The following is a 14281-nucleotide window of genomic DNA, read 5'->3' on the forward strand; positions in this document are numbered from 1 at the left end:
AAATGATCCTGTCATCAGGCTACCATCCGGTCAAGCCAAAATCATGCTTTGGTAGAACCTAATCAAAATATTCCCCGCCTGGTTATACCTGGCACCTCCTGATAAACTGTCTGGTTGGAATGGTTTTCGGCCAGTATCACTTTAAACGTGGCTGCACCGTGCCAATAAGGTCATATATGATGCCAGCCTGCATCGCGGCCATTAATGGAGTCTGAATGTCGACCAAATCGCTGGACCGTATCGAAACCCTGACCCGCAACCTTGAGGTCAGCAATGTTATCCGGCTTAAAGATGCTGCCGATCTGCTTGGCGTTTCAGAAATGACGGTCCGTCGCGACGTTGCCGCCTGTGAAAACATTTTCACTTATATGGGCGGCTATATTACCCTGAAATCCCCGGCGGCAGGCGGGCTGGGATATATCATGGACCGCGAACGCGGCGCCCATACCGACCTTAAACGCGCGGCCTGCCAGATTGCGGCACGCTATGTCAAAGCGGGCGATACCATCTTTCTTGATTGCGGCACCACCATCCCATACCTTGCCAACGCACTGCCGGAAAACCGCGATATTACCGTGGTTTGCTATTCCATCAATGTGGCTGAAATCCTGTGTAAAAAGCCGGGATTGCGGGTAATCATGCTGGGCGGGATGTATCATGCGTCATCGGCATCCTTTGCAGACAGCAACAGTGTGAATGCCATTTTGAACCTTAATATCAATACGGCCTTCATGTCGGCAGGCGGGGTGAATATCAGCCGGGGGGTCAGTTGCTCCAACCCGCACGAGGTGGATATCAAACAGGCGGTTCTTGATACGGCAGCCAATAAAATTCTGGTGGTTGATTCAACCAAATTCAATGTCATCAAACCGATGCTGTTTGCCAAACTGGGCCAGTTCGACATGATCTGCACCGATCCGCAATGCGACCCGGATTTGGCCGGGAAAACCGGTTGCCCGCTGATCTGCGAATAACCATTTCCGGCGACGAATTGCCCCCCCTATTTCCCACCTGCCGTGCCTGTTTTTACCAATCCATAGCTGATCATCTGGCGCAACAACCGCTTGCCCGCAGGCAAAGCTGCCGCCTGTGACACCCCAAAAATGTTCACGATTTGTCTTGCATTCGCAGGCTTGCGACTCTAAGGTTCTCCTTGGTTTTTCAAGGAACGAACATGCAAAATCCTTTTCTTGACCGCCTGCAGGCCGCCGCCCAGCAAAGCACCCGTCCCCGCTTTGCCAGTGCCCTTATTCTGGTGCTGCTGGCCCATGCCAAAACGGATGGCAAAATTGACGCCAGCCGCGCCGAACTGGCCGCCGCAGTGGACCGCAGCCATGCCTACCCTGCCCGCCATCAGGCGCGTGCCGAACGGCTGGGGCAAAAGCAGCAGGACCTTGACCTTTACCTTGCGACGCTGGAAGGAAAGCACGCCAAAGGCGACATGTCATATGGCGAGTTAAAACAGGCGCGTGAACGTGCGATTGACAGTTTCCTGAAAGAAGTTCGTTCGCCAACGCTGGCGAATGTGTCGCGTGTGATTAATGAATTTATCCGCGCGGGCATGCTTTCTGCGCGCTATATCGATGCCCAGGGTGAATTTTATGACACCCCGGCCAAAGGCCGTATTGCCGAATACCGGCTGACACCGCCACCCTCAGCCCAGCTTTCCAGGCTTCCTGATGCGGCATCACAGAATAAATCCAGTATCCGTAAATCATTCGCCCAAAAGCCCGGCAATGATGCCCAACAGGCCCCGTTCGGATGGTCCGGCGGGATCAAGCAGCTCGATCTGCTATAAGGCAAGCGTTAAACAAACCCCAATTCACACCAACACCCGATCCATAACCACCTGATAACATATACAAATTCTAGGGTGTCACAGATGACATGGATAAAATGAGGCATGATTTGATGAGGGATGTGGCCACCAGGCACCAAAAATCGCAAACGCACGCGCACAAAGGCCAGTTGCGTAGGGATGCTGGTAAAAAGTCGCGGGGTTTATCGGGGCCTGTAATCTTATGCAGGGACTGACCACCGCCGGAACGTAAGTCGCTTAGTCTTTAAGCCAGCCATTCCGGTATTTTGTGGACCTCAAAATACTGTGTCCGGGAATTCGATTTGTGAATCGACCCAGCCCGGATGTTACAATTCTAACAAAATTGCAAACTCTCTAACAGCTTACTCACAAAACACGCTTCGCAACCCTCACCCGAAACTTCCCCAGCCGCTTTTCTTCCGCCCGCTGTCACCGCCACCGGCCAGCAACAAACCCGTTTACAAACAAACAACAGCCCGCCAGTGACAAAACTGGCGGGCTGTTGGTTAGGCCGTCTTAGCGCAAATCGTGTGAATTCATTCCGGCAGGATCAAAGGTTTTTATTGCGATAAACCCGATTTCGCAAAATGCCGATACCCTCGACTTCCAGTTCAACCACATCGCCATCTTCAAGAAATTCAAACCGTTCCAGACCACACCCGTCATTTACGGTGCCAGAGCCGATAATCTCGCCGGGATGCAGGGTTTCATCGCGCGAGATAAAGGCGATCATATCGTCAAAACCATGCAAAATGGGTTCGGTGGTCGTGTCGGTCACCACACGGTTGTTAATGCGGGCAATGGTCCGCAATTTGTGAGGATCGGGAATTTCATCGCGCGTCACAATAACCGGGCCAAAAACGTTGCCACCGTCAAAGCTTTTGCCCTTTGCCGGGCCAAGCCACCCGGCCATTTCGCGCAATTGTTCGTCACGCGCGGAAAAATCGTTGAAAATGGTATAGCCAAAAACATGATCAAGGGCATCGGCCTTGCTGATATTCCGGCCCCCTTTGCCAATCACGGCGGCAACTTCCAGTTCGTAATCCATAAACTGGCTGTAACGCGGCCAGATCACATCCGCCTCATGGCCAAATACGGAAAACCGGTTGGTGATATAGAAAATCGGCTGTTTGTAATAAACCTCGTTTACCGTGCCTTCCTGATAACCGGGGTCGGCCTCGCCTGCCAGAACGGCCGCAAGGCGATGCATTCCATTTGGTGCATTGGCAATATGACGCGGGAAAGACGATGCATCACGGATCTGCCGGGGTTGCGGCAAAGGTGCCAAAAACCGCACCGATGATGCATCATGCTTTGGGGCGGTCGCAACTGCATCGCGCGCCAGGGCAAGCCCCGCATCCCCCGCATCAATCAGATCCAGCATCGATGCCAAAGCCGGCGAACCAGACGCCGTCAGGTCATACATGATGCCATCCTGCAAAAGGCCCAGTTGCGGGCCACCGCCCACATCAAATGTCGCAAGTTTCATGTCCGTCTCCTTTAATCACGAATAAGGGCCACAGGGCGGCACCAGCCCGCACTGGCACCCGCAACTTTCACCGGAAAGGTAATCACCTCGAACCCGCTATCAGGCAGCAGCTCCAGATTGGCGAGTTTCTCGATCTGGCAATAGGCGCGCTCCATCCCGGCGCGGTGGCCTTCCCAGATCAGATCGGCATTGCCGGTTTCCGCCACCCGTTTGGCGGTATGGGTAAAGGGGGCATCCCAGCTCCAGGCATCAGTGCCGCAAACACGCACACCCTTTTCCGTCAGGAACAATGTTGCCTCGCGCCCCATGCCACACCCAGTTGGCACATATTGGGGTGTGCCCCAGGCCGCTGCTGCCGCCGTATTCACCAGCACGATGTCACCGGGGCAAAGGTCATGGCCGATACGGTCCAGTTCAGTGCGGATTTCATCGGCCGAAATCACATGCCCATCGGGCTTTTCCCGGAAATCCAGGCGCACGCCCGGCCCCATGAACCATTCCAGCGGCACTTCATCAATGGTGATGGCGCGTTTCCCGCCATCCATTGTCGAATGATAATGATAGGGCGCATCAACATGCGTACCGTTATGGGTGGATATATGGGCCATTTCCACCGCCCAGCCTTCGCCGCCAGGCAACTGGTCCCGCCCGATGCCAGGGAAAAAGGCCAGCAGGTCATCTGCGGTTTGATCGTGGCCGAAATAGTCAATTTTCGGGGCCAAACCGGGCGGATCGGCATAGGTTGTGTTTTCAAGGGGGCGGGCAAGATCAATAATACGCATGATGGTCTTTCACATTTTAAATTTTAAGCAGGGCAAGCGTGATGGCGGGCAGCAAAATGACCATGACCAGCACAAGCGCCATGATCGCGGCAAACGGTGCCGCCCCGCGAAACACGTGGCCCAGATTGACACCCTTGTCGCGCAGGGTTGCCTGAACCACGAAAACCGACAGCCCCAGCGGCGGCGTTAGCAGACCGATTTCAACAGCCAGAACCGTCACCAGCCCAAAATGGACCGGATGAATGCCAAGCTGCTGGGTGATTGGAAAGGCAAGCGGCACGGTCACCAGCATGATCGAGGATGAATCAAGCACGGTGCCCATCGCCATCAGAAGCAGGCTGTATAAAAACAGGAAGCCCAACGGGCCGATCCCAGCATCAATCGCCCATTGTGTGATGGATTGCGGCACACCGGAAAAGCCCAGCATCCGCCCATAAATCGATGCGCCGACAATCAGAAAACAGACCGCGGCGGTAACATGCCCGGTCTGCTGGGCAATTTTCCAGCCGGACCGAAAACCAATACGCTGCATGGCAATACCAATCGCCAGCGCCATAAAGGCACCCACGGCACCGGCCTCGGTCGGTGTGAAAAAACCAAGGTAAATACCGGCCAGAACAACCCCTGCCAGAAACAGAACCGGCACAATCTGCCAGCCCGAAATTTCGGCTGTCTCCACATCCGGGGCAAAGGCATCCTTATCTGGCACAATCTGGGTAAATTTATCGGGGCGAAAATGCCCTAGCAGCGTAAGGTAAATGATATAGGCCAGTGTGAGCAAAAGCCCCGGCCCCACCCCGCCAATAAACAGATCGCCCACCGAACTGTCTGTTAAAATCGCAAACAGGATCAGCAGCAGCGAGGGCGGAATAAGCATACCCAAAACCGAAGACCCCGCCACAAGCCCAACGGCAAGTGATCGGTCGGTTCCTGCACGCACCATTTCAGGCACGGCAACACGGGCAAAAACAGCCGCCGATGCAATGGAAATACCCGTGATTGCCGCAAAAACAGCATTGGACAAAACCGTTGCAATGCCAAGCCCCGGCCGCCAGCGCCGCAAGGCTCGGGCGATAATGGCAAAGGTATCGCGCCCGAGGCCGGATTCCGCCACGGTCAAACCCATCAACACAAATAACGGCACCACACCAAAGGTATATTCGGCAATGCTGTCACTTGCCGACAGGGCAACAAAATTAAGCGCCAGTTTAAGCTGCCCTGTAATGGCCCACACACCAAACAGCGAAATTCCGGCAAGGGCAATGGCAACATGGATACCGGCATAAATCGCAATGCCGATCCCGATCAGGGACAGATAGCCAATTAAAAGATGATCCATCATTGCCCCCCACGCAAACGGCGTGCGGCCAGCACGGCAGACAGGGCAAACGACACCGCCAGAAGCACGGCCCCAACGGTAATGATCAGCAAAAACGGCCAAACCGCGATTTGAAAGTGGCCAGAAACCCCTTCCATTTCGCCGCGCTGCCAGGAACGGGCAAGTTTTGGCCAGATCGCCCAGGCGAGGCTAAGGCTGAACGCCATGCCGCAAAGCTGGGCGAACATATCCATCAAAATGGAAATGCGCGGGAAACTTTCGCCGATCATAAGCATGACACCGTTTGACCGGACCATTTCGCCACAGCGATGGGTATGGGCAATTTGCAGGAAAACAATGCCGACAATGGAATATTTCACCATTTCCGGCACCCCGGCGATGGGCGCAAGAAACAGATTGCGCCCGGCGACATCGGCAAGGATCAACACCATCAAAAGCAGGATCCATGCCGTTGCCATGACATTGGTAACAATCATCAGTCCGTCGGCAACACGAACCAGTAAAGACGGCGGCACATCGCCGTCTTTATCACCGTTTGCCGCACCCTGGGCTGCGGCTGTCATTTTGCCGACCAGTCACGCGGCAGGGTTACACCCGCGTCTTTCAAATGGCGGATGTAAGTGTCGATCACCTCGGTTCCCGGCAGGCCATGGTCATCCTGTTCCTTTGCCCAGTTAAGGGCAATGGGCGGCAGGGCATTTGCCCAGGCGGTTCGCTCGGCTGCGGGCAGTTCGGTAATGGTCGCCCCGCCTTTTTCCATGGCACTAAAGGCGTTCTTCACCCGTTCTTCCAACCCGGAACGATAGGCAACGGCAAAATCCTTTACCCCCTTGCGAAAGGCATCCTGGATTTCGGCGGGCTGGTCTTCAAACCAGGTTTTACCAACGGCAATGCCCCCGGCATATTGGGCACCGAAATGCGCGCGCGTCACATAGGGGGCAACTTCATAAAGCTTGGCCGCAGCCGCCGCTGTTGGGAAAACAACAACGCCGTCGGCAACACCCGTCTGGATATCGTTATAATAAGTCGTCAAATCACCTGCGACGCCAACCGCACCGGTATTTTCCAGCCAGTTCACAGCCGCACCGGGTGCGTTGATCTTTTTGCCTTCAAGATCCTTTAGCGAATTGACGGGAAATTTCGTCATCAGCAGATAATCTTCCAGGCCAAACGCCCCACCCAGATATTCCAGGTCATGGTCATGCCACAGGCTGCGCATGCCCGGGATTTCGTCATGCATCTGGTCCACTGTCTTTAATACCAGGTCGACATCATCGGACCCGAACGGCGTAACATAGGTAACGTTTTGCAAAGACAGATTGGATGGTTCAAACAGGGTTGAAACAATACCCACCTGTGCCAGGCCAAATTCAATGGCCTCAAGCGCGCCACCCGGTTTGGCAAGGGTGCCGCCATAGGCTTCGTTCCAGTTGATTTTATAATCCGTCCCTTCAAGTGCGGCATTGACCGAGGGAATGAAAGTTTCCGACAGGGTTTTAACCCACAGAAATACCGGGGGATGCCCGGCAACCGTCGTGACACTGATTTCTTCGGCATGGGACATTGCGGGCATGACCGAAAAGGCAAGAGCCGCAATTGCGGCACGCATAGACATTCGTTTCATTATTTTTTCCTCCCATTGCGTCAGCAAGAAAGTTTCGGCAAACTTGTCCCTGACAAGAAAACTATCTGGACGTACGTATAAAATGTCAAGAAAAACAGAAGAACCCACCGAAACCCCGCAGAAACCCTCGCCTACGGTTGATGGAAGGTTGCTGCGCGGGGAAGCAACACGTGACAGGGTTCTCGACGCGGCGGAAAGATGCTTCGCCAAAGATGGCTTTGACGGCATCTCGATCCGGCAGGTTGCATCCGAGGCCGAGGTCACGCTTGGCGTGGTCGGATTTCATGGTGGATCAAAAAACGAACTGTTCAGAACCGTGCTGGCGCGCCGGGTGGATGCCCTGAGTGCCGCACGCCGGGCGCGGTTAAAAACACTGCAGGAAACCCCCGATGCCATCACGATAGAAGCCATCGTTGATGCCTATATTACCCCCTATCTGGAATATGCATCGGGCGGGGATCCGCAATGGCGCGCATATGCAAAGCTGATCGCGCGCGTTTCATCCGATGATCGCTATTACCCGCATATCCGCGAGCTGTATGACCCCGTCGCCCTGGAATTTATGGATGCACTGGAAAAATTGTGCCCCGGTGTCAGCCGAGAAACCCTGGCAACCCTGCTGACCTTAAGTGTCGCCAGCCTGCTGTCGATTGTTGCCAGCCGGTGGCGAATTTCCGGGTTGGCCGGGACCAATACCCGCCCACCTGCGGCAATTACCTATCGTGATACCATCGTCAGTTTTTGTGCCGGGGGCATTCGTGCCGCCATGGCCAGCGAAACCGGCACGGCCTAGATTTTTTACCTCATCACACGCAGCAGCATATCTGGCTGCTGCGTCAGGGCAAAATACCCGCCCCTGTTGCACCAACAACACCGCACACCGATATATTGGTAAATGTGCGGTACGGTTGAAAAGGTGCGACCAAAGCCGAATGGCGCAATTCTTCCGATCCGTTATGGTTTACAATAGATGCTGCGTTTTCCCTGCAGCAGGATGCGCCAAAACAGCGCCCGGATTTTATATTAAATTTCAATAAAGTACCCGTATTTGCGACGTCGTTCGACAGTGGCGAAAAACCGCCTTTTCACGGGCAATCAGGATTCGGTGCCATGCGAAGGCAAAAACATCCCCAAATCCTACGCATTGATACTGATTTTGAAGTAATAATTATACAAAACCGGACCGACAAAACACCTACGAAAGCCTTGCAGAGCGCCGGTTTCGCGCTGTTCTGTTTTGTCGTCGCATTTCTACTGTCTTTTTGACTTAACATTTCTGCCAAACGCGGTTCAATCCGCAATAGATTTTCCAATCGCCGGTAAAGACCAATGGCGAAGCAAGAGCAGGTAACCTGCCGCTATACAGAGGGAGACTTCGGGTGCGACTGACAGCCCATGATACAGCCCGCAAGCTATGCGGGACTGATCATATATATTTGGGGCATGCCTCAAATACTGTCCGGTCCCGTTGCCGGTTTGGTGCGGGGTGCGGTTTTGCGCGCGCAAGTCTTTCGACAGGCACAGAGTTTGCTGTTGGTAAGGGGGTGAAACCCCGTCCGCAGGCCCAAAACAAAATCTGCCTTCCTGGCACCCTGACGGAATGCCAGCCAATGGCTGAACATCGCGCCGTGCAAAGCCGAAACGGGACATCCGCCACAGCTTCATGCAGGCATACCACCGCAATGAATATTGCGCGTTCCGTCGTTACGTCATCTGCCGTTTCGGCCCGATCGCGCAACGAAATTCATCGCACCAGGCATCCCCTAGCAGCCAAGGTATCTGCACATGCGTTCCCCATCTGATATTCAAACCCTCATCAATCGTCGCGAGAAGAACAAAAGCCTGGAAGCCCCGTTTTACAATTCGCCCGAGATCCTTGATCTCGACATCAAGGCGATTTTCGGCAAGCACTGGATTTTTGTGGCCGTCGACCCGGAACTGCCGGAACCCGGTGACTGTGTCACTGTTGAAGTTGGCAACGCATCGATCCTGATCCTGCGCGGCGACGACATGGAAGTGCGCGCCTTTCACAATGTCTGCCGCCATCGCGGCGCCCGACTGATTGACGAACGCGCCACCACGATTGGCAATATCGTCTGCCGTTATCATGGCTGGACCTATAACGAAGATGGCGACCTGATCCTGGCTGAACATATGGGATCGGGTTTCGATAAAAGCTGCCACGGCCTTAAAACCGTTCATGTGCGTTCGATTGCCGGTCTTATCTTTATCTGCCTGGCTGAAAATGCGCCGGCCGATATCGACGAACTGGCCCGCACGATGGAACCCTATATCGCACCGCACGACATTGCCAATTGCAAGGTCGCCCATTCCTCGGAACTGATAGAGGAAGGCAACTGGAAGCTGACAATGGAAAACAACCGCGAATGTTACCATTGCGAAGGAAACCATCCGCAACTGACCGTGCCATTGTCGGAATTCGGTTTTGGTTTTTCCCCGGACGAACTTGATGAACGCCGTTCAAGTGATGTGAAAAAATACCTTGAATCGGTCGAGCGCGACCATCAACGCTGGGAAGCCTGCGGCCTGCCATCGGCCGAGGAAGAACACCTTGCCAATGTCACCGGCTTTCGCACCATGCGCCTGCCGCTTAGCTGGGAGGGGGAATCCCACACCCTTGATACCAAGGTTGCCTCGAAAAAACTGCTGGGCAGCTTTACCGATGCCAAACTGGGCGGTCTTAGCTTCTGGACCCATCCGAATTCCTGGCACCATTTCATGAGTGACCATATCGTTACCTTCTCGGTCCTGCCGATTTCGCCCAACCGCACGCTGGTACGCACCACCTGGCTTGTGCACAAGGACGCCATCGAGGGCGAGGATTACTCGCTCGATAACCTGACCCAGGTCTGGACCATGACCAACCTGCAGGATGCGATGCTGGTCCGCCTCGCCCAGCTTGGCAGTGAACAGCCGGCCTATGAACCCGGCCCCTATTCCACCTTTACCGAACCGCATGTCGAAGCATTCTGTGACTGGTATATCAAACGGTTACAGGACCATTTTGCTGCCGATCAGGCGGCGATCGCTGCCCAGTAAGCCGGCCCCCGGCCCGGAGCAGAAAAGGATTATGCCGCAATGGCTGACGAAAAACTGACAGAAGTAACCCGTGTTCCCCTGTGGGACCCTGAACAGGACGATGTGCTGGTGTGCCGGCAGGTCCGCCAGGAAACCCACGATGTGAAGACATTTGTCTTTTCCGGCCGTGAACCCCGCGCCTTTCGGTTCTATCCCGGCCAGTATATGACCTTTGAGCTTCCCGTCGAGGGCATGGTTACGCGCAGTTACACCATTTCGGCATCGGCCGCGCGGCCCTATCGCATTGAAATTACAGTCAAACGTGTGCCAGGTGGCCCTGGTTCAAACTGGCTGCACGACAACATGATGCCCGGCAAGGAAGTCAATGTTTCCGGCCCGGGCGGCGAATTTACAACAGACGCCACCGCAGAAGAAAAACTTCTGTTTCTGTCCGCGGGCAGCGGCATCACGCCAATGATGTCGATGACACGTACTGCCTGCGACCTGTCAGAACCATCGGACCTGCATTTTATCCATGCGGCCCGTTCACCCTCTGACATCATTTTCCGCGACGAACTGGCCCTGCTCGCAGCCCAGAACCCGTCGCTGAAACTTGCTTTTACCTGCGAAACCACCTCGGCCAGCCATAGTTGGAGTGGTTACACAGGACGCCTCAATCTCCAGATGCTTTCCCTGATGTCTCCGGACTTTCTGGATCGCAAAATATTCTGCTGTGGCCCGGCCCTGTTTATGGAAGGGGTTCGGAACATGCTGCAGCAGGCTGGTTTCAACATGGAGAAATATTACGAGGAAAGTTTTGATTTCGGTGCCGAAACTGCCGGAACCCTTGAGGAACCCGCATCTGCCGCACCCGAAATCAGCGACCAGATTTTCCGCGTAAGTTTTTCCAAAACAGGCCATGTCGTGGAATGCGGCCCAGGCATGACTGTTCTTTCCGCAGCACGCGAAGCAGGGCTTTTGCCTTTGTCTTCCTGTCAGCGTGGCATCTGCGGCACCTGCAAATCGAAGCTGATTTCAGGTGAAGTCGACATGCAACACGGCGGTGGCATTCGGCAACGCGAAATTGACCAGGGCAAAATCCTGATCTGTTGCTCGACACCACTGTCGGATATCGAAGTCGAAATCTGAAGGCCTAAACTCCCGCTGCCTGAACCAGCCGACCGGGGACTGTCCGGTGGGAACGGGCAGTTATTGCCAAAAACCAGAAGAAAGGTTCAGCGACAGGAACTTTCCTACCGGAATCTTTCCGCAGGTCCAACCCAGGAGAATAACTTCATGACTGACTTGCGCCATTCCGACCAGAACACGGTGGATACACCACCGGAAACCCCGCCACCGGGACAGATTGATACGGATTACAATATCGGGCAGGACAATATCGAGGGGAAACTCGGCCCGATCGGGTTTGACATCCATAATCCCGTATTTCTAATTTCCGCGCTGACGGTTATTGCCTTCGTCGCCTACACATTGATTTTTCCCACACAGGCCGAAAGCATTTTCGGTTTATTATTCTCTAGTGTTACCAAAGGCTTCGACAGTTTCTTTATCGGGGCTGCTGATATTTTCGTCATTCTGTGCCTTGTTGTCGTATTTAGCCCCTATGGCAAAATCCGGCTGGGCGGGAAGGACGCAAAACCTGACTTTACCTATACAAGCTGGTTTTCAATGCTGTTTGCGGCAGGCATGGGTATCGGCCTGATGTTCTACGGGGTGTCAGAACCGCTTAGCCATTTCTCTTCCTCGCTGGGCGGAACATCGGTTGGGCCCGATGGCATCCGTACCGACTGGGCACCGCTTGGCGCAGCAACAAGCCAGGAAGAAGCCATTCGCCTTGGCATGGCGGCATCGATTTTCCACTGGGGTCTTCACCCCTGGGCGATTTATGCCATTGTCGGGCTCAGCCTTGCATTATTCAGCTACAACAAGGGCCTGCCGCTGACGATCCGTTCGGCATTTTACCCGGTATTCGGGGAACGTGTCTGGGGCTGGCCGGGGCATATCATTGATATCCTGGCGGTTTTTGCCACCCTGTTTGGCCTTGCAACCTCGCTTGGTCTTGGCGCGGTTCAGGCAAATTCGGGCTTTAACAAACTGTTTGGCATGCCAATCAATGAAAACTGGCAGGTCGTTCTGATTATCGGGATTACGTCCATCGCCCTGTTCTCGGTCATTCGTGGCCTTGAAGCTGGCGTGAAGCTGCTTTCCGAAATCAATATGGTTGTAGCCTTCCTGTTGCTGGTTTTCGTTCTGCTTGCAGGGCCAACCCTGCTTCTGATTGGCGATATCGGCAACTTCCTTGGGGCTTATCTCCAGTATCTGCCGGCACTTTCAAGCCCGGTCGGGCGCGAAGATGTCAACTTCATGCAGGGCTGGACGTCGTTCTACTGGGCCTGGTGGATTTCCTGGTCACCGTTTGTTGGCATGTTCATTGCGCGTGTCAGCCGCGGCCGTACCGTTCGTGAATTCATCATCAGCGTTTTGCTGATCCCGTCTCTGGTCTGCGTTATCTGGATGTCCGTGTTTGGTGGTTCCGCCATCAGCCAGGTCGTTCGCGACGGCTACACTGCCGTTACCGAAGCCGCCCTGCCGCTGCAGCTTTTCACCATGCTTGATGCCCTGCCGCTGACCTCGATCACGTCTTTCATCGGCATTATTCTGGTCGTCGTGTTCTTCGTAACATCGTCTGACTCAGGTTCGCTGGTGATCGATACGATCGCCGCAGGCGGCAAGGTCGATGCCCCGGTTCCACAGCGTGTCTTCTGGTGCATCTTTGAAGGCATCGTCGCAATCGTGCTTCTGCTTTCGGCAGGCGGTTTGAAATCACTGCAATCCATGGTGATCTCGACCGGGTTACCCTTCACGATTGTTCTGCTGGTCATGTGCGTTGCCATCTGGCGCGGACTTGCCAGTGAACCACGCGACTAATTCCCTTTAAAATCAACATACTGCATGCCGCCAAACGTGTGAACGTTTGGCGGTTTTGTTTAATAACTACTATTAGTCAATTTTCATAAACCCGCGCAAAGCAGCATAATGCGCGCGGCAACTTTGCCGCGGAAACAGGATGTCCTGATCGGTAAAAAGGATGCTCCCGGCACCGGAATTGCCGGTTCGGCCTACGCCAGTGCGGCCTCTTCCTCGACCGATCCGGGGCGACGCAGCGCCTGCGGGGTCGCCCCATAGCGGCGGCGGAACATACGGCTAAGATGCGATGAATCACAAAAGCCGCAATCAACGGCCACCTGTGCGACCGATTTCTGGCTGCGTTCGATTAAATGGCGCGCCAGATCCAGGCGGATATTCAAAAACGCCACCTGTGGTGATGTATCCAGGCTAAGCCTGAAATGCCTTTCAATCTGGCGCTTGCTGTTACCCATGCGCCGGGCAATTTCCTGCACCGATATTGGCGTATCAATGTTCTGCTGCATGATCAAAAGCGCCCGCTGCACAATCGGATCGCGGGTTTTCAAATCCAGCGGAATGCCCGGCTGCGGTTTTTCCGCCTGCAAGGCATCGTCAATGATCATGATATGCAGGCTTTTATTGGCCTGCGCGCGCCCGACATGTTTATCAACCAGATAGGCCGCCAGATGCGCCGAACTGGCCCCGCCCGAACAGGTCAGGCGGTCACGGTCGACAACAAAAATCTGGTCGGCCACCGGGTCCAGGCCTTCAAACTGTTCCATAAAATCAGAATGGTGAAACCAGCTTACACAACAGCGATAACCATCAAGCAACCCTGCCTGGTGCAGCAAAAACGCACCCGTGCAAACCCCTACCAGCGGAATGCCTGCTGCCACCGCCTCATGCAAAAAGCGATGATAGGCCGGGCTAAGGTTTGGGGTTTCATCCATCAGGCCGCCAACCACGACGATATAGTTAAACCGCCGGGGGTCGCCCAACCGTTCCTTGGGCTGCACGGTGATGCCGCTACTGGATGCCACCGGGTCCATGGTATCGGAAAGGACAGTCCATTTGCATAGAATCGGGCGGCTGCGGTCCCCTTCGTCGGCGGCAAGGCGCAATACATCGACGAAATTGGCAAAGGCACAAAGGGTAAACCGGTTGGCCAGAATGAACCCGACAGACAGACGCGGGGCTTCGGCCTTGGGTTTTGCCGGTCGCATCACGGAAGGCCGGTTTGGCAATGAATTGCTGGCCTGAA

At 54.6% G+C, this 14281-nt stretch carries 12 protein-coding genes; 6 read left to right on the top strand and 6 right to left on the bottom strand.

The annotated features are described in order from the left end of the window. Nucleotides 1-215: 215 nt before the first annotated feature. Together CSC3H3_RS23655 and CSC3H3_RS23660 are read left to right on the top strand one after the other, a co-directional pair. A complete protein-coding gene (locus CSC3H3_RS23655; protein ID WP_101286772.1) occupies nucleotides 216-974 on the top strand; it encodes a DeoR/GlpR family DNA-binding transcription regulator in 759 nt (252 codons plus the stop codon). Between the two features lie 200 nt (nucleotides 975-1174). After that, nucleotides 1175-1798, top strand: a complete 624-nt coding sequence (locus CSC3H3_RS23660; protein ID WP_101286773.1) for a hypothetical protein — start codon at nucleotides 1175-1177, stop codon at nucleotides 1796-1798. Between the two features lie 571 nt (nucleotides 1799-2369). On the opposite strand, the gene CSC3H3_RS23665 is transcribed toward CSC3H3_RS23660, so the two are convergent. Genes CSC3H3_RS23665 through CSC3H3_RS23685 form a run of 5 tightly spaced genes read right to left on the bottom strand, consistent with a single transcriptional unit; the run spans nucleotide 2370 to nucleotide 7053 of the window. Further along, entirely contained in the window at nucleotides 2370-3308 is a 939-nt protein-coding gene (locus CSC3H3_RS23665; RefSeq protein ID WP_101286774.1) for a fumarylacetoacetate hydrolase family protein, read from the bottom strand. An 11-nt stretch (nucleotides 3309-3319) separates the two neighbouring features. After that, on the bottom strand, nucleotides 3320-4090 hold the full coding sequence (locus tag CSC3H3_RS23670; protein WP_172963490.1) for a cyclase family protein: 771 nt from the start codon (nucleotides 4088-4090) through the stop codon (nucleotides 3320-3322). A 16-nt stretch (nucleotides 4091-4106) separates the two neighbouring features. Then, the gene (locus CSC3H3_RS23675) at nucleotides 4107-5432 is read right to left on the bottom strand and encodes a TRAP transporter large permease (protein ID WP_342751411.1); all 1326 of its coding nucleotides are present in this window, start codon (nucleotides 5430-5432) and stop codon (nucleotides 4107-4109) included. Further along, the gene (locus CSC3H3_RS23680; protein ID WP_101266879.1) at nucleotides 5429-5992 is read right to left on the bottom strand and encodes a TRAP transporter small permease subunit; all 564 of its coding nucleotides are present in this window, start codon (nucleotides 5990-5992) and stop codon (nucleotides 5429-5431) included. Before CSC3H3_RS23680 ends, CSC3H3_RS23675 begins: the two co-directional genes overlap by 4 nt. Then, nucleotides 5989-7053 (bottom strand): C4-dicarboxylate TRAP transporter substrate-binding protein, encoded by a 1065-nt coding sequence (locus CSC3H3_RS23685; protein WP_157832003.1) that lies wholly within the window; start codon nucleotides 7051-7053, stop codon nucleotides 5989-5991. Before CSC3H3_RS23685 ends, CSC3H3_RS23680 begins: the two co-directional genes overlap by 4 nt. An 82-nt stretch (nucleotides 7054-7135) precedes the next feature. Here CSC3H3_RS23685 and CSC3H3_RS23690 point away from each other — a divergent pair, with 82 nt between their 5' ends. The 4 genes from CSC3H3_RS23690 (at nucleotide 7136) to CSC3H3_RS23705 (ending at nucleotide 13041) form a co-directional block, all read left to right on the top strand. Beyond that, complete coding sequence (locus tag CSC3H3_RS23690; RefSeq protein WP_101267205.1) at nucleotides 7136-7846, top strand: TetR/AcrR family transcriptional regulator; 711 nt, start codon at nucleotides 7136-7138, stop codon at nucleotides 7844-7846. Between the two features lie 992 nt (nucleotides 7847-8838). Then, nucleotides 8839-10113 carry an aromatic ring-hydroxylating oxygenase subunit alpha gene (locus CSC3H3_RS23695; RefSeq protein WP_172963491.1) on the top strand — a complete coding sequence of 425 codons (1275 nt, stop codon included), beginning with the start codon at nucleotides 8839-8841 and terminating at the stop codon, nucleotides 10111-10113. A 39-nt stretch (nucleotides 10114-10152) separates the two neighbouring features. Next, nucleotides 10153-11241 carry an FAD-binding oxidoreductase gene (locus CSC3H3_RS23700; RefSeq protein ID WP_101266873.1) on the top strand — a complete coding sequence of 363 codons (1089 nt, stop codon included), beginning with the start codon at nucleotides 10153-10155 and terminating at the stop codon, nucleotides 11239-11241. A 147-nt stretch (nucleotides 11242-11388) separates the two neighbouring features. Then, a complete protein-coding gene (locus CSC3H3_RS23705) occupies nucleotides 11389-13041 on the top strand; it encodes a BCCT family transporter (protein ID WP_172963492.1) in 1653 nt (550 codons plus the stop codon). Nucleotides 13042-13232: 191 nt separating this feature from the next. Here CSC3H3_RS23705 and CSC3H3_RS23710 read toward each other — a convergent pair whose 3' ends face one another. Next, nucleotides 13233-14243 (bottom strand): GlxA family transcriptional regulator, encoded by a 1011-nt coding sequence (locus CSC3H3_RS23710; RefSeq protein WP_101267201.1) that lies wholly within the window; start codon nucleotides 14241-14243, stop codon nucleotides 13233-13235. Between the last annotated feature and the right edge of the window lie 38 nt (nucleotides 14244-14281).

The organism is Thalassospira marina (genome assembly GCF_002844375.1).
Taxonomy (GTDB): domain Bacteria; phylum Pseudomonadota; class Alphaproteobacteria; order Rhodospirillales; family Thalassospiraceae; genus Thalassospira; species Thalassospira marina.

Coding starts and splice junctions, on each gene's coding strand:
- CSC3H3_RS23655 (WP_101286772.1), top strand. CDS start 216: ATGTCGACCAAATCGCTGGACCGTATCGAAACCCTGACCCGCAACCTT.
- CSC3H3_RS23700 (WP_101266873.1), top strand. CDS start 10,153: ATGGCTGACGAAAAACTGACAGAAGTAACCCGTGTTCCCCTGTGGGAC.
- CSC3H3_RS23705 (WP_172963492.1), top strand. CDS start 11,389: ATGACTGACTTGCGCCATTCCGACCAGAACACGGTGGATACACCACCG.
- CSC3H3_RS23685 (WP_157832003.1), bottom strand. CDS start 7,053: ATGAAACGAATGTCTATGCGTGCCGCAATTGCGGCTCTTGCCTTTTCG.
- CSC3H3_RS23690 (WP_101267205.1), top strand. CDS start 7,136: ATGTCAAGAAAAACAGAAGAACCCACCGAAACCCCGCAGAAACCCTCG.
- CSC3H3_RS23695 (WP_172963491.1), top strand. CDS start 8,839: ATGCGTTCCCCATCTGATATTCAAACCCTCATCAATCGTCGCGAGAAG.
- CSC3H3_RS23675 (WP_342751411.1), bottom strand. CDS start 5,432: ATGATGGATCATCTTTTAATTGGCTATCTGTCCCTGATCGGGATCGGC.
- CSC3H3_RS23660 (WP_101286773.1), top strand. CDS start 1,175: ATGCAAAATCCTTTTCTTGACCGCCTGCAGGCCGCCGCCCAGCAAAGC.
- CSC3H3_RS23680 (WP_101266879.1), bottom strand. CDS start 5,992: ATGACAGCCGCAGCCCAGGGTGCGGCAAACGGTGATAAAGACGGCGAT.
- CSC3H3_RS23710 (WP_101267201.1), bottom strand. CDS start 14,243: ATGCGACCGGCAAAACCCAAGGCCGAAGCCCCGCGTCTGTCTGTCGGG.
- CSC3H3_RS23665 (WP_101286774.1), bottom strand. CDS start 3,308: ATGAAACTTGCGACATTTGATGTGGGCGGTGGCCCGCAACTGGGCCTT.
- CSC3H3_RS23670 (WP_172963490.1), bottom strand. CDS start 4,090: ATGCGTATTATTGATCTTGCCCGCCCCCTTGAAAACACAACCTATGCC.